Source organism: Photobacterium piscicola, from assembly GCF_900166965.1.
GTDB classification, from domain to species: domain Bacteria; phylum Pseudomonadota; class Gammaproteobacteria; order Enterobacterales; family Vibrionaceae; genus Photobacterium; species Photobacterium piscicola.
In genome coordinates this window covers 1,006,248-1,026,200 of the sequence record NZ_FUZI01000001.1, presented here as the reverse complement: position 1 = coordinate 1,026,200, position 19,953 = coordinate 1,006,248, and the positions used below count along the sequence as shown (strand labels likewise).

The 19,953-nt window shown below is 37.5% G+C and carries 17 protein-coding genes and 1 tRNA gene; 7 read left to right on the top strand and 11 right to left on the bottom strand.

Annotated elements, in window-relative coordinates:
* Positions 1-25: 25 nt before the first annotated feature.
* From norW to CZ809_RS04805, 3 genes are all read right to left on the bottom strand, one after another.
* Positions 26-1,171 carry an NADH:flavorubredoxin reductase NorW gene (gene norW / locus CZ809_RS04815; protein WP_080156263.1) on the bottom strand — a complete coding sequence of 382 codons (1,146 nt, stop codon included), beginning with the start codon at positions 1,169-1,171 and terminating at the stop codon, positions 26-28.
* 18 nt (positions 1,172-1,189) lie between these two features.
* Positions 1,190-2,710 (bottom strand): anaerobic nitric oxide reductase flavorubredoxin, encoded by a 1,521-nt coding sequence (norV, locus tag CZ809_RS04810; protein ID WP_080156262.1) that lies wholly within the window; start codon positions 2,708-2,710, stop codon positions 1,190-1,192.
* 207 nt (positions 2,711-2,917) lie between these two features.
* The gene (locus tag CZ809_RS04805) at positions 2,918-3,250 is read right to left on the bottom strand and encodes a hypothetical protein (protein WP_080156261.1); all 333 of its coding nucleotides are present in this window, start codon (positions 3,248-3,250) and stop codon (positions 2,918-2,920) included.
* Between the two features lie 246 nt (positions 3,251-3,496).
* Between CZ809_RS04805 and CZ809_RS04800 the strand changes: the two genes are divergently transcribed.
* Both CZ809_RS04800 and CZ809_RS04795 read left to right on the top strand, forming a co-directional pair.
* A tRNA-Ser gene (locus CZ809_RS04800) sits at positions 3,497-3,587 on the top strand.
* 287 nt (positions 3,588-3,874) lie between these two features.
* On the top strand, positions 3,875-4,303 hold the full coding sequence (locus tag CZ809_RS04795) for a hypothetical protein (RefSeq protein ID WP_080156260.1): 429 nt from the start codon (positions 3,875-3,877) through the stop codon (positions 4,301-4,303).
* Here the strand turns inward: CZ809_RS04795 and CZ809_RS21240 are convergent.
* The 4 genes from CZ809_RS21240 to CZ809_RS04780 all read right to left on the bottom strand — a co-directional run bounded on the left by CZ809_RS21240 (position 4,300) and on the right by CZ809_RS04780 (position 5,738).
* Complete coding sequence (locus CZ809_RS21240; RefSeq protein ID WP_162841591.1) at positions 4,300-4,446, bottom strand: hypothetical protein; 147 nt, start codon at positions 4,444-4,446, stop codon at positions 4,300-4,302. The two genes, CZ809_RS04795 and CZ809_RS21240, sit on opposite strands and share 4 nt — an antisense overlap.
* A 19-nt stretch (positions 4,447-4,465) precedes the next feature.
* Positions 4,466-4,768, bottom strand: a complete 303-nt coding sequence (locus CZ809_RS04790; protein WP_080156259.1) for a hypothetical protein — start codon at positions 4,766-4,768, stop codon at positions 4,466-4,468.
* Between the two features lie 250 nt (positions 4,769-5,018).
* Positions 5,019-5,201 carry a hypothetical protein gene (locus CZ809_RS04785; RefSeq protein ID WP_080156258.1) on the bottom strand — a complete coding sequence of 61 codons (183 nt, stop codon included), beginning with the start codon at positions 5,199-5,201 and terminating at the stop codon, positions 5,019-5,021.
* A gap of 243 nt (positions 5,202-5,444) precedes the next feature.
* On the bottom strand, positions 5,445-5,738 hold the full coding sequence (locus CZ809_RS04780; protein WP_080156257.1) for a hypothetical protein: 294 nt from the start codon (positions 5,736-5,738) through the stop codon (positions 5,445-5,447).
* Positions 5,739-6,275: 537 nt separating this feature from the next.
* On the opposite strand from CZ809_RS04780, the gene CZ809_RS04775 reads away from it, so the two are divergent.
* Entirely contained in the window at positions 6,276-9,614 is a 3,339-nt protein-coding gene (locus CZ809_RS04775; RefSeq protein ID WP_080156256.1) for an Ig-like domain-containing protein, read from the top strand.
* A 130-nt stretch (positions 9,615-9,744) separates the two neighbouring features.
* Here CZ809_RS04775 and corA read toward each other — a convergent pair whose 3' ends face one another.
* Positions 9,745-10,698: a magnesium/cobalt transporter CorA gene (gene corA / locus CZ809_RS04770; protein WP_080156255.1), complete on the bottom strand. Its 954-nt coding sequence runs from the start codon at positions 10,696-10,698 to the stop codon at positions 9,745-9,747.
* A 480-nt stretch (positions 10,699-11,178) separates the two neighbouring features.
* The gene (locus CZ809_RS04765) at positions 11,179-12,066 is read right to left on the bottom strand and encodes a LysR family transcriptional regulator (protein WP_080156254.1); all 888 of its coding nucleotides are present in this window, start codon (positions 12,064-12,066) and stop codon (positions 11,179-11,181) included.
* A 215-nt stretch (positions 12,067-12,281) separates the two neighbouring features.
* Here CZ809_RS04765 and CZ809_RS04760 point away from each other — a divergent pair, with 215 nt between their 5' ends.
* Positions 12,282-12,992, top strand: a complete 711-nt coding sequence (locus tag CZ809_RS04760) for an SDR family oxidoreductase (RefSeq protein WP_080156253.1) — start codon at positions 12,282-12,284, stop codon at positions 12,990-12,992.
* A 34-nt stretch (positions 12,993-13,026) separates the two neighbouring features.
* Here CZ809_RS04760 and CZ809_RS04755 read toward each other — a convergent pair whose 3' ends face one another.
* Positions 13,027-13,389, bottom strand: a complete 363-nt coding sequence (locus CZ809_RS04755; RefSeq protein ID WP_080156252.1) for a DoxX family protein — start codon at positions 13,387-13,389, stop codon at positions 13,027-13,029.
* Positions 13,390-13,490: 101 nt separating this feature from the next.
* On the opposite strand from CZ809_RS04755, the gene CZ809_RS04750 reads away from it, so the two are divergent.
* The 3 genes from CZ809_RS04750 to CZ809_RS04740 all read left to right on the top strand — a co-directional run bounded on the left by CZ809_RS04750 (position 13,491) and on the right by CZ809_RS04740 (position 18,471).
* Positions 13,491-14,375 (top strand): LysR family transcriptional regulator, encoded by an 885-nt coding sequence (locus CZ809_RS04750; RefSeq protein WP_080156251.1) that lies wholly within the window; start codon positions 13,491-13,493, stop codon positions 14,373-14,375.
* Between the two features lie 565 nt (positions 14,376-14,940).
* Positions 14,941-16,320, top strand: coding sequence for a D-alanyl-D-alanine carboxypeptidase family protein (locus CZ809_RS04745; protein WP_080156250.1), 1,380 nt, complete (start codon positions 14,941-14,943; stop codon positions 16,318-16,320).
* Positions 16,321-16,971: 651 nt separating this feature from the next.
* Positions 16,972-18,471, top strand: coding sequence for an AAA family ATPase (locus CZ809_RS04740; protein WP_080156249.1), 1,500 nt, complete (start codon positions 16,972-16,974; stop codon positions 18,469-18,471).
* Between the two features lie 334 nt (positions 18,472-18,805).
* Here CZ809_RS04740 and CZ809_RS04735 read toward each other — a convergent pair whose 3' ends face one another.
* Positions 18,806-19,831, bottom strand: a complete 1,026-nt coding sequence (locus CZ809_RS04735) for a phage integrase (protein ID WP_080156248.1) — start codon at positions 19,829-19,831, stop codon at positions 18,806-18,808.
* Between the last annotated feature and the right edge of the window lie 122 nt (positions 19,832-19,953).

Below are 19,953 nucleotides of genomic sequence, written 5' to 3'. Positions count from 1 at the left end.
ACAATAATGCTGCTTGCCATTACATTTATAATGCAGGCGGTAATTGTCTTAATAATGCAAATACTTGTTTTTGTTTATTATGAGAAGCGATAAATCCAATAAGAGTCTGATCTGCTGTATGTGCCTTTGCAATATAGCCTTCATGATCTCGTTCAACTTGCCAATGGATATCCATAGCGGTTGTGATCCCCGCTAAACTTAATGGCAACCATGGCGTTTTTGCTTTAATTAACATTGGTGGTAGTGATAATGGCGTCGGTGTTCCTGCTAATGTTTTAGCCAGTGCCATCGCTGATAACATGATGGGTTGAATAAACGCACTAATTTTACCATTGATTTCAGCACAATCGCCAATAGCGTATACATTATTAGCGGAGGTTTGTAGCATATTATTAACTATAATACCTCGATTAGTACTGATTCCGGCTTGTTTTGCTAAATCAATTCTTGGTGCTAGTCCCATCGCTGCAATAACGATATCTGTATTTATATCTTCTCTACCTTGCTGTGAAATTATCATCTTTTTGCCATCAGAATTAATTTCATTTATGGTAGCGTTTAGCTGAAGATCTATTTCTTTTTGACTTAATATTTGATACAACTCTGCGGCAATAAATTCTGGCAGTAAAGCGGGCATCATGGCAGCGGCTTTATCGCATAATGTAATTTGTTTACCAGCGGTGGCTAAATCAATCGCGATTTCAGTACCAATTAAACCCGCACCTAAAATAGTAATATGCTTTGCGGCATTTATTTGTGATTGATTTTGTTGTAATTCAGACAGACTATTTAATGTGATGATTTTATCTGTCGCATTACCTGCAAATGTTGGTATAAATGAAGTAGCACCAGTGGCAATTATTAATGAAGAATAATGCAATTGTTGCTGATTAAAATACACCCATTGCTGTGTGGTATTAATTTCTTTAATAGCCGTTTTTGTTATTAGCTTAATATTATATTCTGCTGCAAACTCAGCGGCAGTTTGTTTAATAAGATCTGTTGCTTGTTGGCTACGACTAAAGACATGGCTTAGTTCTGGTTTAGAATAATCAGCACCTTGATCCGCGGTTACTAAAGTAATGGCAGTATGTTGATCCAGTTTTCTAAACGATTTCACCCATTGGTAAGCAGCGAAGCCACTACCAATGACAATAATTGGATTTGACATTGTTAGCTCTCATTTCATTTAGTTAATAGGTTCAAATACTTCTTTACCAATACCACACTCAGGGCATAGGAAACTATCTGGCACATCTTCCCAAGCAGTACCAGGGGCAACATCTTGATTTGGTTCACCAAGTGCAGGATCGTAAACCCACTGACAAACCGTGCATAACATTTTCTGGCCACCTGCAGCTTGTGCACAACATTTAACTGCTGTCTCTGTTGTTGGCTCTACTTCAACAACACTTGCTTGTTCGATTATTTCAGGAGCATCAATCGCGACTTGTATTGTTGCTGCTGGCGTTACTTCGGTAGTGAAAGGTGTGTAATGATCATAAGGGCGTTCATTTTGAGCCCACTCTTTAGCGATTTTTTTACCATGATCACGACACTCTTGTAATGCTTTGCCATCTGGACGCCACTTGGTTTTAAGACCAATAGTCGTGAAGAAACCAGCATCAGTTAAACGCGCGTGAATACGATCAACAGCACCACCATTCCAACCGTAGCTACCAAAGGCACCTGCTTTTTTATTTTTAAAACGTAAGCCTGTGATTTCTTCTAGTAGGCCAGCAACTTTAGGCATCATGACGTTATTCATTGTTGATGAGCCGACAAGTACCCCTTTAGAACGGAACATATTAGCAAGAATTTCATTTTTATCATGACGAGCAACATTGAAAATACGCACAATGACTTGATCATCTTCTTCGGTGATCCCTTGGGCAATAGCATCAGCCATCATACGGGTGTTATTTGACATAGAATCATAGAAAATAGTGATACGGTTTTCTTGATATTGATTAGCCCATTCAAGATATTTTTCAATAATTTGAGTTGGGTTATCACGCCAAATGACACCGTGTGAAGTGGCAACCATATCAACTGGAAGGTTAAAGCTTAGAACCTCTTTAATCTTATTGGTAACAAGTGGGCTAAATGGCGTCAAAATATTTGAGTAATAACGTAAACACTGATCAAGCAATTCGTTTTGGTCAACTTCGTCATTAAATAAACGCTCATCACAGTAATGTTGACCAAAAGCATCATTACTAAATAGAACTGCATCTTCGGTCATGTAAGTCATCATACTATCAGGCCAGTGCAACATTGGCGTTTCAACAAACACTAATGCTTTACCATTACCAATATCAAGCGTGTCACCCGTTTTTACGGTGTTAAAGTTCCATTCTGGGTGGTGGTGATGACCAACGATTGAGTCAATTGCGTTTTCAGTACAATAGATAGGTGTATTAGGAATACGGCTCATTAATTCACTTAGCGCACCAGCATGATCTTCTTCTGCATGGTTAATAACAATAAAATCAATGTCGTTAAGATCAATTTCTTGTTCTAAATTTTGTAGGAAAGCTAATGTGAATTTGTGATCAACGGTATCGATGAGCACATTCTTGCCTTCACGAATTAGATAACTATTATAGCTCGTACCACGGGTTGTTTTATATTCTGTGCCATGAAAATCACGTACTTCCCAATCACGTTGTCCAACCCAAGTAATATTGTTTTTAACATGAACAGCCATTTTAAAATTCCTCTAACGCTTTAAGTTGTATTTTGAATGCATGTTATGCCTCGAAGAAATATCTGTCAATGCAAAAGAGTCATTTAAAATGCACGTTATGATTTATTTGTTTATTATCATTGTATTAGTGGTTTATTTATTTTGAACCGTCAGTGAGTTGGCGGTTCATTATTGGAATCAAATAAATGGAGGAGAGGATGAGAAGTGTTAATTAAGGTTAAAAACCAGCGCAACGATAGTAATTAGGCTTACTGCATTAAGTGCTGAATAGAGAATTGTTTTTGGCATGCTAAATGCCAAATTATTAAAATCCCGTTTTGAGCCAATAACGGTAATCGTTAAAGGTAATACAACCAATAAGCCAAATACCCATCGAATAGTATCAGTGATGACGTAACCTATTTGAGTTTCAGCAATAATAAAACCTAGAATAGACAAAAGGAGGGTGGTGAGTGAAATTGCAAAGGTTCGATTATAGGAATCCATTAGCTGAGCAAAAGCTTGGTATTCTTCTTCCGTAAAGTCTGGTTTGTTTGCCATGTGTTTTTCAGTCTAATAATGAGATAACTATTTCTATTATAACGGATCACTACTGAGATAACGAAAATAAAGATAGCAACGCTAAAAGAGAAATATAGAAAGTGTGCATTTAATAACCACAGATGAATGGTTTTAGTTATCTAACTGTATCTGTTAGGTAAAATACATTAAAAAACGTTTTAAAATTAATCAGTTGACCGTTTTTTAGTTTACAGTAGCTAATGTGAATTGTATTATACGCCGCATGGAGAGATGGCTGAGCGGTTGAAAGCACTGGTCTTGAAAACCAGCATACGTTTATAGCGTATCTAGGGTTCAAATCCCTATCTCTCCGCCAAATTCTTAAAAAGCCAACATTTAGATGTTGGCTTTTTTGCGTCTGAATAAAATAGCGATGTATTTAATTGGTGCAATAAAAGCGGGTTCAAATCCACTAATGTCCAAACCAACCTTACTAAATAACTTGATTATTTGACTGGTACTATAAAGTTAACTTAAATTTTCGCACCTCGCACCTCGCACCTCGCACCTCGCACCTCGCACCTCGCACCTCGCACTTAAAACAGATGAAATACCCCATTATCTATGTGAATATAGGTATTATTTATTTGGAAAATACCAATAATGACTTTTGAACAATGGGCTTTTGTTGCTGATATTTATACTCCAATGATCGTCATTATATGCGTTATTAGCATGGTGCAATTAGGACGTGAGCAGGGGATGAGAAGTGGGTTATTCGCGCTGAGTGGAGTCTTGCTCTCAACGGCTTTTATTTATGCAGTTATGTTTTTTGATAATGCGTTGGGGATTTGGCCAGCATTTAATTTGGATTACAGTACCCATACCGCCATTGCGCTTGTTTTTATTGGCTACTTTCTTGTATATACCCCCAAATTAAGAAGGGGGATGGTGCTTTCTATGGTGGGTTATGCCGCTTTAATGATGTATCTGAAGTACCATACGTTAAGTGACATTATTACGACTACTGCCTGCGTTATGCCTGTGATATTGTTGTGCCAATATAAATTTGCTGTTATTGCTAAACGTTAGTTTTTCTTAGTAAGAATAACGTAATTGAATAAGATTAATCCGAGTACAAAACAACCAAATTGAAAAGTGGGCAATACTGTTGCAACGGAACCGATAAGTAATCCTGAGCCTAGTCCGAGAGCAATTTTTTGTCGGGTATTCATTATTAAAATCCTTTTTTAGTCATGATTTTTTTTCGGTAGTATGTGAATTGTATTTTTCATTATGGCGATGATATTTACGTTCATTCCAGTACCAAAAAAAAAGGCCAACTAATGGAATTATAATGCTAAGAGTCATAAACGTGATTAATAATTCTTTGGCGAACAGTAAATCTAAATCATCATCAGAGAATGATAATCTTTCCAGTGTTTTTCCTCCTAAGAAACCTAAACCTCCTAAAAAATAATGGCTTATGATAAAATTAAATAGCCCTTTTTTACGTTGTTGCCGCCATTGAGATATTTTAAGGTCAGAATCTAACATTAATTTATCCATGAAAATGTGAAAGTCATGGTTATTATAAGAGGTGAGCTTTTTATATCAGGTGCCGGTATGTGAATAGAGAAGCTAGCTACATTATTAGTGCTGTGAAGAGATTAATTACATCAATCATTGGGATATATAAAGACGTTGTGGATATAAAAGCGTTAGATGTTATTTTTTCTCAAACCCGCTGTAGTAACAGCGAGTACGGTATGAATATTGAGTGATAGTTAGGGGAAATGTGCTAGCCTTAGTCCGTCAAGATCTCGCTTTCATTAAAATGAATACTGATAATATCGTTAAAATGTGTGTGCTCACAAATGAAAGGTAATTCAATATCAATCGTTTCAGATGGACTCAGTGGTAGCCATTGGCCATTCGTGGTCACTTTCCAAGTAATACCTTCTAGTTTGATATAGATTTTGGGCTGCATCCTTTGCCTTATGCTATTTGTCATGGGATAGCAATTATGAGTAGTTGGTTGTCTTATGGTATCGAACAAAAATTAATCTTCAATTGATATTTATAATAATTAAGACCTTTAATGATAAATTTACCTGTAAGACATTAACTATGTGCCTAAGGATAGTCATTGTGGCTATATAAGTATTGAGCTAATAAAAAAGCTAACAGCAATAACTGTTAGCTTTTTAAAATAAGGTGTTAGCGAAGAGGATTAATCTTCAAAATCAACAATCAATTCATCTTCTAAATAATCAATAAGACAACCTAATGCAGGGGCTGAAACAATATAAGATGTTATTTCAGCGACTTCAGGCGTTGATTGTTGTAACACTTCTAATACTGTGTGTTCTGGGTTATAAGCGACATTAAATTCTTTGGCAATGGTGCAACTGTCGTTATATTCATCAACAGACAGCTCAATTTTACCATTGTACTCACCAATATCCGTATCAAAATTATCAACCAATATTTCGATCATAGCTTCATAGTAATGTTGGTAATCCATTGATTTTACCTTAATCTCATTCAGAAAATTGCTATCTAATACGTTAGCAGTGATGGCACTATGTTACCTCATTTCCAACCGACAAAAAGCTTTAATCTTTAATAATACGTTATTCATTATCAAATGAGATTAAGCAATTGTCATCGATGTCAGATGTATTATTCAGCAGTAAAAATTAAATAATTTCATATTTGAACTAAAAATAAAAACCAATTATTAATTGAAAGGATATTTTAAAATCCCGTTTTATTCCACGTAAGCCTTTTATTAGATAAGGGTAATTGCTTAAAAAGGATATGGATAGCGGCTGTTACATTTAGTGCAACACTTTAACTGTTTGTTACATAATCTATTAGTTAATCTAGTGATAGCTATAATTTTTAATTGTACAATGTATAAAATTATATTGGTTAGTAACGCTTCATTAGTGAAAACAAAGGCTAAATATAAGTAAGTTGTATGGAATACAACAATCGGTACTTATGAGGATGAGAGCTTTAGATTTGTTAAAACGAGTGGACATACTTAGGAAGTTAAGTGAAAAAAATAAATAAAATAACAGCAGCTCTATTTAGCGCTATTCTTAGTAGTAATGTTTATGCAGCTGACGCTCGTATTGTTTCTTTTGTTCCTGGAGAAACAATAGTTCAAAATGGTGATGTGGTTTCTTATAATGGCGCATGTTTTATTGCCAAAAATAACCCTGGAATATGGGAGTCTCCAAGTGCTGATTCATGGTTTTGGGAGTCTGCTGAATGTACTGGTGAGCCCAATCCAAACCCGACTCCAGATCCTGAGCCTGAACCTAATCCGAACCCAGATCTTGACGGTATTATTCCTTTCATTCCTGGCACAACACAAGTCAAAAATGGCGATGTTGTCTCCTATGACGGCCAGTGCTTTATTGCTCAAAATAACCCAGGTATTTGGGAAGCACCAAGTGCTGATTCATGGTTTTGGGCTTTAACTGAGTGTTCTGGTGAGCCGTCTCCTGAGCCTGATGTAACAGAAGTATCTATTTTATCGCCAATGGCGGGTCAGTTGCTGAAGGTTAATGAAGCGATTGTAATCAAAGCCAACATTGAGGGTGAGTTAGCATCTAAAGTTGAGTTTTGGGTTAATAGTACTAAATTAGCAGAAAAAGCAATTGATCAAAGTAATATGCTTTACACGCAAACTTGGACGCCAAATGAAGCGGGTAGTGCAGTAATTAATGTTTTTGTGTTTGATAAAAATAACCAAAAAATAGAACAGCAATCGGTTTCTGTGAAAATCGACGCTGAAACTAATGAAGATTTTACCGCACCTGTGGTGAGCTTTGTTTCTCCAGCTAATGGTTCAACCGTTAATAAAACGGATACAGTTTCTATTTCTATTAGCGCGTCAGATGTAGATAAAGATCTAACGACATTGGTTGTTAATGCGAATAACCAACAAATTTGTACCTTTGATGCCGCTGTAGCAAGTACATTTAGTTGTGACTGGCAGCCGACTCAAACAGGTAGCGTAACCCTGAATGCTATCGCAACGGATGCACAAGCTCTTTCTTCAAACACAAGTTTAACTATTACCGTTAAAGAAGAAACAGTAGAGCCACCAGTAACACCACCAGGTGGATTATGTGAAGAGTTTAATGTTTACCCTGATTGGACGCGTGGCGATCATGCGACAGGGGGCGACATTATGGTTCATAACAATATCGCTTACTCTGCTATTTACTGGACGCAAACAGCACCAGGCAGTGATGCTTCATGGACGCTGCACCTAAACTGTGATGGTTCAGAGCCCGGCACTGCGCCATTACTTTCGCTACCAAACCCGATGGATCCTGTTCGTTTGGAAGTTGCTGGTTGGCCAAATACATTTGTCGTTGCAAGTCCATCTTCAACGGCTCCTGCGACATTAACTTTTGAAGCAAGCAGTAGTGCAGATTTAACCAATGTTGATAAGCTAGCAGCATCGTTTGTATCGATGATTGAAACAGCGACTCAAACGGATTCTGCATCGATTATTATCAGTAGTGATGTGCTTGATAAGGCAACACAAGATAAGACTTTATCATCACAAAATATTGCGGTTAAAGAAGCACTAATCAAAGCCGTTGATAGTACGGGCAGCAAAGTTGATATTGATGCTATCAATGCTCTGAGCAATGATCTAAAAGGCTGGGCACAAGCGTACAATTTGATTGTATCTACACTTGCGCCAGAAGCGACATTTGGTTGGTCTTTAACGATTGGTGATTTTGCCTTTAATACTCATTCAGGCCGTCAGTCAGTATGGGATGCAGCGTCTAATCATACGGCTGATCTATTAGATAAGTTAGCACTTTATAAAGCTGATAGCGCAACTAAAGCTGATTTTGTTGTGTTTACTAAATCAAGTACAACAGCGCCATTATCAAGTGATCAATGGCATAATGCGTTAGAGTATGTGAAGCAAGTTACTGATTACGTAAAGACACCGGCTATGCTGGCGAGCATACCAACAGATCAAGCCGCTAACTACTTTATGGGTGATACAACACATAAAGCACAAATTCGTAAAGCAGCTTACAGTAATGTTTTTGCGCTATTGTTTGATAAAAATACCACTAACTTAACCGCTCAAATTGAACGTTACCAAGAAACAAAAGTGCCACTATATTATGTCGGTAAAGAGTTAGAAAAAGGTTCGTTAACGCGTATTGAAGCACTTAACCGTGAATTAACTAACGCTGCTGATGTAATGAATAATGAAGCGTTCCTTTATGAAACACCGCAATCACAGTGGATTCCATCTACCGTTTATAAGTGGGATGATTTCCTTGATGGCCTAAATGCAATGCATAACATTGGTGTTGCAGGTAATAAATTCTGGCTATTAAATGATGAAGCAGATGATGCAACGAATATCACTTACGCCAAAGTTGCGATTGCTGCATTCTTAGCTCAAAGCATGCAAGAAACTATTCGTTACAATGCGTGTGATGAGAATAACTGGTCTGAAGTTAAATACGGTGCACCCGCAGACTATCCGATGTCAGCAAGTTGTGGTCAGTTAGGTCAGAAATATGCAGATTATGGTGTAAACCCTAATTCAGGCTTAGATTACGCATATTCTTGTCCTCGTGATAACAAGATGGAAGTGAGCGCGTTAACACATGCTAAGTGGTATGGCGCACCAGCTCCAGTATTTGCAGCGCCTAATGCTGTATTAGAAGAGCGTGGTTTGCTTGTTAATGGCAGTGTTGGTCGCTGGACTAACAGTGGTCACTGTAATGATGTACCAGAGAAAGTGGATACCTCAAAGCAAGTGTGGGAACGCGATACGTGTAAAACGTATGTTGGTCAAAAAGCAGGTACATTCCTTTGGGATGGTAGTAGCCAAGAAAGTGTTGAAGGTTGTGGCTGGTGGGGACGTGGTGTTATTCAAACTACGGGTCGCCAGAACTTTGGTACGCTTAACCATTACTTAGGTCGCTCACATGTTGATCCTGCAACGATTGGTCAAACAATTGATGGCGTAACAGTTGAAGCACCACCGGCAAACCCATTGTATGCTGATCTGGATTTCTGTTCGAACCCAGGCTTAATTTGTAGCTCTGAAGAGAACAAAGAAATCAAATGGATTGCAGGTTTATTCTACTGGGTAACATCGGTTCAAGCATATTCTGATGAAGGTGGTCAATATGCAGATTGGAATTACTATAACGAACTGAAAAAGTACGTTGATGGTGGCTTAAAAGGGACTGATTTTATTGATGATGTTTCAGGTATTGTGAACCGTGGTTGCCCAGATTCTGTTTGTTCGACTGGCGAAGTGCATAATGCGAAAGAGCGTCAAGCTAACTTTAAGCTAGTGTTAGAAAAGTTAGGTCTAAACCCACAATTATAACGGTTAGCAAATAACAGTTATTTTAGACTGTCAGTCAGTGAAGATTGACTATAAATACTAAAGAACCCTGCTTTGAAGTAGGGTTCTTTTTTTATAAACAATCAGTCGTGTCGCAAGAATAAATAGTGGCTTATAGCCAACCCTTACGTTTGAAAAATAAGTAAGGTGCAAACCCCGCCAACACCATCAGCCCTAATGCATAGGGATAGCCGAGTTCCCAGTGAAGCTCAGGCATAAACTTAAAGTTCATACCATAACTTGATGCAACCAGTGTCGGTGGTAAAAATACAACCGATACCACAGAGAATATTTTAATAATGCGGTTTTGCTCAATATTAATAAAGCCCATTGCCGCATCCATCAGGAAGTTAACCTTTTGGAATAAAGATTCATTGTGCGGTAGCAAAGAATCAATATCGCGTAACACTTCACGAGCTTGTTCTAATTCAATTTCAGGTAAACGCGCTTTGCGGACTAAAAAGCTTAATGCTCGCTGAGTATCCATTAAGCACAAGCGTATTTTCCATCCCGCATCTTCTTGTTTTGCTAGATGTGATAAAGCTTGATCAAAATTAGCACCGGGTTTGTTGCCGCCTAAAATGGTTTTACCAATTGATTCTAGTTCGCTGTAAATATCTTCAATAACATCGGCAAGTTGCTCTATTTTCGTTTCAAATAGATCGAGTAGTAACTCATAAGCATTGCCTTGTTGTAAACGTTGTGTACGAGCACGCATGCGATAAAGGCGAAAGGCTGGTAATTCACGTTCGCGTAAGGTGAATAAGCGACCATCACGAATGGTGAAAGCGACTGTCGCATTACTTACATAATCATCCAGATCTTCAAAATAAAAGAAAGAGTGAATGTGTAAGCCATCTTCATCTTCAAAGAAACGCGCACTGGCTTCAATGTCTTCTAGTTCTGGACGTGTAGCAAGGCCTTGACCTAGCTCTTCTTGAACGCGTTCTCGTTCTGCTTCATTGGGCTCGATGAGATCAACCCATAATGCTGATGAAATAGGATCTTGGGCGTCTAAATCTAAACGTTGTAAACGTAGGTCGTTTAATGTGTATGCGTTCAGCATGTCTCATATCTCCACTAATGGCGATGATATAAAGAACACTTTAAAACACGATTTGAAACTGATAAATACAGGATCTACCAATACAAAACTGGAATAATAAGATTTAAACAGAAGCAATGAACATAAGGGATTGCGCATGCTGGCAGTTAAAGATTGCCAACTCACATGCAAAAGCGAGAGAGGGCAGATTAACGAGGAAAAATCTCATTCCAGTACCGACTGGGTGTGTTCAAAGCGGTGTCCTCTCTAAATAATGGTGTGCGCATGTTACGTCTGACTGGAAAAGGGTTCAAGTTACGCTATTGCAACATTAGATTTTCTTCTCGGTGTGTTAAGACAAAATTCCATTCATGCACGATTAAGGTTTATTAACCATCTGTTTAATTAATTATAAAGAGAGATTGTTGTTTTGCGTTATTAAATGTGGAACTAAGTAGGGTTATTGTTATTAAAGGTTAAATATCCGTCTAAGCGTAGCATTTAGCTAAAATGTTCAGTCAGAAAATCTAAAAAGACGCGTACTTTACTTGAGATTAATTGCCGATGTTGATAAATCGCATAGGTGCTTGTTTCATAGTGACATGGACTGAATGTCGATTGAGGGAGCAGTTGTACTAGTTTGCCATTGTTTAGTTCTTCATCTATCGCCCATTGTGGTAGTAGAGCGACACCACCTCCGTTTAATATGAGTTGCTTTTGGCCATTAACAGAGTTGATCTCCATGTAATAGGGAATCTCTATTTTTGATGGTTTATTATTTAAGATATACCAATTATGCCAACCTTTAAATCCATAGATCAAGCAATCATGTTGGGCTAAATCTGCGGCTGTTTTAGGCATACTTCGATGTGCTAAATAGCTTGGACTCGCACAAAGTATAAAATGATTATTCATGAGTTTTTTAGCGATTAAATTAGAATCGGGTAATCGACCACTACGAATAGCGACATCGACATTTTCTTCAATTAGATCAACGATCCTTTCAGTAATTTCAATCTCAACTTTTATGTCAGGGAATGCGTTTCTAAATAAAGGTAAAAGTGGCAGTATTTTACTTTCACTAAACGCCACCGTTGCACTGATTTTAAGTCGACCTTTAGGTGAGTTGTGCACAATATTTACCGCACGTTTCGCCTCGTCAAATTCAGCGATGATACGTTTGGAATATTGATAAAATATCAATCCAGCTTCAGTTACGCCAACATTGCGTGTTGTCCGATCTAATATTCGAACATTTAATTCTTCTTCTAAAGCAGAAAGCTGTCTTGAAATAGATGAGGGTTGAACATCGAAAACTTGGCTTGCTTTGGATATGGAACCTTGTTCTACGACACAATTGAAATAAGCAAGGCGAGTGAAAAGGCTCATATTAATGACTCATATAATAAAGTTGATTTTTTTAGGGGCGAAATACTGTTCATCACCAAGATAGTACATGTTTATCTTATATTATTGATGCACTTTTTAAACATTAATGCTTACATAATTGCTTTTAAAGCAAAACTATATTGCCTGAACGTTGGTTCATGTCTTTGGTTATTATCATTAATATGCAGATTCTGATTAATTGAGAGAAGAATAAAATGAATTCTATAAATACCGCTATTATTGCATCGTGCTTTTCTGTAACGGCACAACAATTAATTAAAAAACTGACCGCGACAGGAACCCATATCATAGCGATTGGCCGCATTGGTGATGAAAATAGAGCCAAAGATTTAGAACGTAAATACTCGGGAAAAATTACGGTTTTATTGGGAGATCTGACTGATGAACAGCAAAGTCAAACATTGGTAGCAAAAGCTGCTGATATTTTGGGCCATGTTGATGCTTACTTTCATTGTTCTGGAATATATACATGGAGCTACTGGAAAGATATTGATGTTAATAAAGTAGTGGATCTATTTAATGTTAATTTTATGACCGCATTCGTTTTTGGACGTGAAGTGTTTAAATTAATGGAGGCTCAAGGTGACGGTTGCTTAATGTTTGTATCAGCTCGAGATACTGTACGTAATATACCCGCAGGATTTGGACCTTATATGGCTTCAAAAATCGCATTGAATGCATTGGTAGAGAGCTTGGCCGCAGAAGGGGCATCATCAAATGTGCGTGTAAATGCAGTTTTACCTACGATTGTTGATACAGCTATAAATCGTGAAGTTATGCCTGATGCCGATCCTACTACTTGGGTACACCCATCAGATCTTGCAGATTTGATGATTGATTTAAGCCAACCTAATAAAACCTATTTAAGTGGTGCCTTGATAACCGTTAATAATAAGCTACATTAATTTTCGGTTATTTTTACTTATATAATTTCTGATGTTAAATCGGTCCTGAAATCATAGATATGGCGACAATAATAGATAATATTAACGTTATTATTGAAGGGATAGCATCTTTTACGGTATCAAATCTAAAGTGAAAGAACATTGCTCCCGTTGATACGCATATAATAAAAGTAGCCCCGATAGTGCTGATTAATGGGCTGACCATTATCATTCCGATTAACAGCATTATTGCCCCTATTGCTTCAATAATACCGACAATAAACATTATGCTACGGTTAAGTCCATAACGACGAAAAAAGGCCAATTGCGGTTCAAAGATGACTTTTACCCAACCAAACATTTTAACTGAACTTGCGAATAAGAAAAATGCGATGAGTAGACCTTGAATAAATAGCATGATGAAAACTCCTTGATAAACGATAAGCTTATTAAAGCATTCCAATTGGAGATTAAGAAGGGTAGTATTTCGCTTATTATGATTCCAAACTGGAATGTGTTGTGGATAAATTTGATTGTTTAAAAGTCTTTACTCGAGTTGCTCATTTAGGGAGTTTTACCGCTGCAGCGAATGAATTCAATACGACGCAAAGTGCGGTAAGTAAGAAAATCGCTTGGTTAGAAAAACAAGTAGGCGTAAGCTTATTTTATCGGCATGCTCGTGCGATTAGCCTTACTGAGAGTGGGCAACAATATTTAGGTTTAGCGTTGAATATTACCCATGAAATGGATTGTTTTGAATCTAATTTACGCCAAGAACAGGCAACCATTTCTGGGGTACTAAAGCTCTCAGTGCCAAGTGCTTTTAGCACCCAGTTACTGTCTCAGCCTCTTAATCAATTTTTAAATTTACATCCACAAGTTACCGTTGATGTTTCAGTGTCTGATAAATTTGTTGATTTACTTGAAGGCAATATTGATATAGCCATACGTGCTGCTTACCTTAAAGATTCAGGTTTAAAAGCCAAATGGTTATTGGATAATGAATTGGTGTACTTTGCATCTCCTGATTATTTAAAAACGATTCCAGCCATTGTTGATATCGACGATTTACGTCAGCATAAATGTTTAACTTATTCTTTATCGACACCATCAAATCTATGGCGTTTCAATACAGGCAAAGAAGTCGTAAAAATAAAGGTTAATGAGCAAATTAGAAGTGATAATCCTGAGATGTTAGTTCAAATGGCTAAATTAGGTCAAGGCATAGCGGCGATGCCAAGATGGATGGTAGAACAAGAGCTACAATCTGGTGCGTTGGTTTTATTACTGACACAATATCAAACTCAAAAATTACCCATGTATATGGTCTATAAAGACGCAGAACAGCAACCCCAACGGATTCGTGCTTTTATTGATTTTTTAGTGGATTACTTTAATTCTTGATTCTGTAGATACATTTATTTTTATAGCGTTTTATTATTCTTACGCGGTATTTAACGACCTTTATTCTCTACAACGCTTTTCTGTGTTCAAACTTCAGTATTCTTTACAATACATGGCTGTATTCAAATGTCGTTATTTCCCACAAAACCTAAGCGATAGCCTAAAGGAATGACTTGCCGAATTTTATTCAGTATAAACATCATTACCGTTCAGGTTTCTATAAAGGATCTGCTGGTAAGATGGAAATAGACAATATATTGAGAGGCTATAACTAACATGAGGTTCAAATGATCTGCAGAGAAAGCAGAACTTACGCACCATCATTTGGATATAGCTATCAACGGGATTAAGGTTATGTTCGCATAATGATCGGAACATCATTATATAAATGCGATTTGTAACCAAAGTCATTGCAACGCTGATCAAGAACGAAAAAGCACTCACCATTTTTGTGGTAGTGATGGATAGACTCTGCAGGGCATTAATTACTCAGCGAAGTCAGTATTCTATCTAGTCGCTTTTTTATATCGCGCTTTTAGTAAGTAACTGTAAATTAAATACTCTTATGATAATAATCAAACAGCTTTCATTAGCAGCAACCATCGCTGCATTATTTACCTCCAGTACCGTATTTGCCGCACCTAGCAACGATGCAATGAACACTATGCCTAATAGTGAGTACTTCGCGGCAACGCAATACAAAGCAGCTCAAGCTCCACTTAATAGCTTTGGTGCTATTGATGTAAAAACCAGTATTCCAGAAAATATACAAGTGCCTTCTGCACCCGTAGGAGCTGGTGGCAATAATGGGATTCCAGAAACACTGGTGCAAAAATGGGCTCAGGCAGGAATATTCTCACCTCAAGTTGAAGCACGCGCTTTCATTTTAATGGATGCCAATACGGGACAGATTATTGCTGCTAACGATGCCAACATGCGTATGGCCCCAGCCAGCACCACCAAGTTAATGCTAATGTACATTGTTGAGCAAAAACTGGCTGACGGTGTAATCTCACTAGATTCAAAAGTACAAGTACCAGAAGTCGCGTGGCGTACGGGTGGCTCAAGAATGTTCTTAAAGCCTGGCTCTTTTGTTTCAGTAAAAGATCTTATCTCAGGTGTCATTGTTGAATCAGGCAATGATGCCGCTGTCACTTTGGCAAATTACGTAGCTGGCTCGCAATCTTCATTCGTTGCAATGATGAACGCGACTGCCGTTAAGTTAGGTATGCACAATACCCACTTCACAACTGTTATGGGCTTGCCAGCGCCAGCACATTTCTCAACCGCTTATGATCTTGGGCTGCTCGGACAGCACATCATGAACGACTACCCTCAATACTTTCATTTTTTCAGTCAAAAGTATTTTGAATACAATCATATCCGTCAACCAAATTTCAATCGCTTATTGTTCACTTACCAATATGCGACAGGCATGAAAACAGGCAGTACAGAAGCCGCGGGTTACTCGCTGGTAAGTTCTGCTGAGATACCAAATAACCCAATGAAGTTGGTTGGCGTTGTTCTAGGTACAAAATCACTGAATGATGTTGCCGCTCAAAGTAAGGCACTATTTAATTACGGCTTCCATTTCTTCAAGCAAGACACCTTGTATGCAGCAAACAGTAAGCTTTCTGAACAAAAGGTTTGGGGAGGAAAACAAGATATTGTCTCTCTAGGCCTTGATAAGCCACTAACCTTGGTTCTTCCTTCCAGTGTTGATGAGAAAGGTCTGGTAACTAAGCTTCAAATTGACCGTGATATCAAAGCACCGGTTGAGAAGGGTGAGAAATTAGGCGAAATTACCGTAACCTATAAAGATAACGTTATTCAATCAAAGCCACTTGTCGCGCTCAACAGCGTTCAACAAGGCGGCTGGTTCACTCGAACTTGGGCAAGTATCTCATTATATTTCCATAACTTGCTAGCATCTTTCGGTCTGTAACGTTAAAACAACCGCAATAGCTATCATACAAATAAAGCCAATACTCTTAGTCGAAAGTGAATAAGGTATTGGCTTTTATTTAGGTACAACAATACCCATAAAAATAATGGACACCCATAACTTTTTCTCTCGCTGCTGCCATTCTCAACAACTCATGCCCGTGTTCAAACTTCGTCATTCCCTACAACACATGCAGCGTCCAATCTCCGTTATTCTTTACAATGCATGTAGTGTTCAAACGTCGTTATTCCCTACAATATATGCAGAGTCCAAATGCCATCATTCCTTACAGTAATGCCTGTGCCTAAATTCCGTCATTCCCTACAGTGAATGCCCGTGAGGGCGATAGGGAATCTACCACCCGCGCGTTGTAGAGTTTTTATATTTGTTGGCATCTTGAATGCTCAAACACGTGCTTAATAGATCACGGATAGCTTTCGTACCTCGATTTTCAAAATATATGGCTGTCATGTTTTCCCTTCCACAAAAGATAAAAAGAATTAGGTGTAAAATGCAATTAAGCTCATAATACAGAAAGGTTATATCGATTATGATAAAACTTCGTCCGGTGTTTGAAGTGTTATGCCGTTATGTGAAAAATTCATTTATTCATATAAAATACCGCAGATTCAGTTATGTAGAGTTTTGTTAATGGTCGCAAGTCAGCAAAAGTTAGAATTATTGAAAGTTCGAAAACTTAAAAATCTTATAGATTTAGAGATTGATTTCACTGGTTCTCCTGTAACCGCAATTCTTGGTCCGAATGGCAATGGTAAGTCAACAGTGCTTCATATATTAGCTAGCGCTTACAAGCCAATTGATAGTGGTGAAAATCATAAGTTTAGCAACTTTTTCCTTCCAAATACTGACGCATTGTGGGATGACTCATATCTTGAAATCATTCATTCGTATCGTGATGGTCCTACAGTTCATAATAACGTAAAAACTATCTATGAAAAGACGCGCCGTTGGATGCCAGTTTATGCGCGTCGCCCTGAACGAGATCTGTTTTACATTGGTATTGAAAAGTGTGTGCCAATGATTGAAATGGAAAAAAAGCAAACAAAAATAAATTATGCGACGAGTGAAGTATCAGAGAATGTGTTTGTTACCATTTTACAAAAAGCATCACAAATTCTTAATCGCAGATATTTAAAATATAATGTTCACACCGCATCAGGAAAAGATTTTATGGGTGTTGAAGTTGATGGTCTAAGATACTCAGCCCTGAGTATGAGCGCTGGCGAACAAAAAGTTTTCCATATCCTTAAAACGTTATTCAATGCACCTAAAAACGCCCTTATCTTAATTGATGAGTTAGACTTGCTTCTACATGATAAAGCAATGATGTCCCTAATTAATGTCATCTATGAGCGTGCTACCGAAAAATCTTTACAAGTTGTATTTACCACACATCGTGAGTCAGTTATCGCACTGTCCGATATTGTAAATATTAGACATTTACTCAGTACCTCCAATAAGACATTGTGCTTCAATGAAACAACTCCAGATGCCATAAATCGACTAACAGGTAATCAACCTAAACCTATTGAAGTGTTTGTGGAAGATAATTTGTCTGCGGCAATTGTGACCAAAGTGGCATCAAAACTGGGTGGCAAAAGACTAGTATCGATTCAGCGCTTTGGGGCTGCTAGCAATAGCTTTACAGCTGTATCTGGTTTACTTTTTAGTAATCAAGATATTTCTAGTACTTTATTTGTTCTTGATGGTGATGTTTACTCTACTGATGATGAAAAGATCCAACGCCTAAATAAGGTGATTACTGGAACTGATGATTTAGCTGAGAACTACAAGGCTCAGGCAATGGAAGTTATTAAACAATATCAACTACCTAACAATATAAAGCCAGAGCCATATTTGCACAACATAATATCAAATCTTGGTTTTACAGATAACGAAGAGCACCAAGAGATCATAGATGCAGCTAATGAAATTGTAGTAGCTGATGAGAGTCACAAGTATATCAATGACATTATTGACAGGTTGGGATTAGACAGAGGTGTAGGTTTAGCGAAAGTTATAGATTTAGTTGCTACTACACCTGAATGGTTAGAGTATACAGCAGACGTCCAAGCTTGGTTAAGTGCCCAAATACAACCGCTTTTGGAACCTAGGGGAGCTGCTGCATAACAGGGAGTTACCAATATCTCTCCCAATACTTATTAGCTCAAGCCACAAATAAAAACATCACCATAAAGCACATAATAAAAAAAGCCGCTAATCAGCGGCTTGGTGTTATAAAAAATCAAATACAGTTATATATTCTGATTCAAATCATCAGCGCTGTCAGAAACATCCTGCTCGCCAATAAACCCACCCGTTTCGTTCTTTTTGGGTTGTAATGTTTGTAACTTATTGATTGTATTAGAATGGGGCTGTTTTTTGAGTTTTACACTTAGTCAAATGAGTTATTTTAATGAGTAAAAGTGACTTCAAATGAGTTTTATCGCCACTCTGTCGCCACTTAAGTTAATGGGTTTAATCTAACTGCTTCCATTAAATGATCTGGTGAAAAATGGGCATAGGCCATTGTTTGATCTATTTTTGAATGTCCTAAAATTCGTTGAAGTACGAGGATATTACCTCCATTTATCATAAAATAACTTGCAAATGTATGTCTTAATATATGTGTTGCTTGTCCTTTGGGGACATGAGGTGGTAATGCCCGTCTAACACATTCCCAGCAAGCGTAATAACTAACCGTGAAAATATTCCCTGCTTTTGGGGAAACATTAATAATTTCATCGTATAACATTGATGAAATAGGAACAGATCTGTTTTTTTTACTTTTCGTATCTGTAAATATTAATTTTTGATGTGTAATATTCGAATGGTTTAAAGATAATGCTTCACCAATTCTTGCGCCAGTTGATAAGCATATTTTTATAGCAATAAGAATTTCATTTGATAATGGGCTTTTATCGTTGGCAACTTTGTCTAAAAATAATGGTATTTGTTCTTTAGACAAAAAAGCTAATTCTCGTTCAGAACTTCTCATTAATTGAATATTCTTGAGCGGATTTTCAAGTTTCCATTCATTGTATTTAATCAATAGATTGAACATAGCCCGTAATGATTTTAACTCTATATTATGTGTTGCTGCAGCAATGACAATATTAGGTCGCGTTGAGTGGTGACTTTGTCTTGTTGATCTATAGTGTAGATAGTCTTGAGCTGTAAATTTTATAGCAAGCGGATTGTCTATTTTTTGGATAAATATTTTGATGATGTTATAAGTTTGCTTTCCCGTTTTTACGGAATGACCATGTAAGCACCACCATAATTTTAGAATGTCTAATAGTCTGCGGTTATCAGTTTTTTGAGCAAGCCAAGGTTTTTCCTCAATCTCTCGCATGGTGAAACGTTCAAAAGTAGTGGCCTCACCTTTAGTGGAGAAGCGCTTACGGATACGTTTACCTTCTCGTCCTTGAGGATAACATTCACAAAGCCAAGGGTTCTTACTTTTATCCTTTAAATTCCTTACTGACATAATCAACCCTAATAGTACTGTTTTTATATACAGTATTATTTTTTGAAGAAAAAGCAATGTTTGTTTATAACGAATAAAACAGAAGTGAGGTGATGTGGAGGGGAATGGAAAAAACCGCCACA

What these genes read in the sequence shown, in the direction of transcription:
- CZ809_RS04745 (WP_080156250.1), top strand. Translation starts at nt 14,941, where the DNA reads ATGATAATAATCAAACAGCTTTCATTAGCAGCAACCATCGCTGCATTA.
- CZ809_RS04805 (WP_080156261.1), bottom strand. Translation starts at nt 3,250, where the DNA reads ATGGCAAACAAACCAGACTTTACGGAAGAAGAATACCAAGCTTTTGCT.
- CZ809_RS04790 (WP_080156259.1), bottom strand. Translation starts at nt 4,768, where the DNA reads ATGTTAGATTCTGACCTTAAAATATCTCAATGGCGGCAACAACGTAAA.
- CZ809_RS04780 (WP_080156257.1), bottom strand. Translation starts at nt 5,738, where the DNA reads ATGGATTACCAACATTACTATGAAGCTATGATCGAAATATTGGTTGAT.
- norW (WP_080156263.1), bottom strand. Translation starts at nt 1,171, where the DNA reads ATGTCAAATCCAATTATTGTCATTGGTAGTGGCTTCGCTGCTTACCAA.
- CZ809_RS04740 (WP_080156249.1), top strand. Translation starts at nt 16,972, where the DNA reads ATGGTCGCAAGTCAGCAAAAGTTAGAATTATTGAAAGTTCGAAAACTT.
- CZ809_RS04735 (WP_080156248.1), bottom strand. Translation starts at nt 19,831, where the DNA reads ATGTCAGTAAGGAATTTAAAGGATAAAAGTAAGAACCCTTGGCTTTGT.
- CZ809_RS04755 (WP_080156252.1), bottom strand. Translation starts at nt 13,389, where the DNA reads ATGCTATTTATTCAAGGTCTACTCATCGCATTTTTCTTATTCGCAAGT.
- CZ809_RS21240 (WP_162841591.1), bottom strand. Translation starts at nt 4,446, where the DNA reads ATGAATACCCGACAAAAAATTGCTCTCGGACTAGGCTCAGGATTACTT.
- corA (WP_080156255.1), bottom strand. Translation starts at nt 10,698, where the DNA reads ATGCTGAACGCATACACATTAAACGACCTACGTTTACAACGTTTAGAT.
- CZ809_RS04795 (WP_080156260.1), top strand. Translation starts at nt 3,875, where the DNA reads ATGACTTTTGAACAATGGGCTTTTGTTGCTGATATTTATACTCCAATG.
- norV (WP_080156262.1), bottom strand. Translation starts at nt 2,710, where the DNA reads ATGGCTGTTCATGTTAAAAACAATATTACTTGGGTTGGACAACGTGAT.
- CZ809_RS04765 (WP_080156254.1), bottom strand. Translation starts at nt 12,066, where the DNA reads ATGAGCCTTTTCACTCGCCTTGCTTATTTCAATTGTGTCGTAGAACAA.
- CZ809_RS04760 (WP_080156253.1), top strand. Translation starts at nt 12,282, where the DNA reads ATGAATTCTATAAATACCGCTATTATTGCATCGTGCTTTTCTGTAACG.
- CZ809_RS04785 (WP_080156258.1), bottom strand. Translation starts at nt 5,201, where the DNA reads ATGCAGCCCAAAATCTATATCAAACTAGAAGGTATTACTTGGAAAGTG.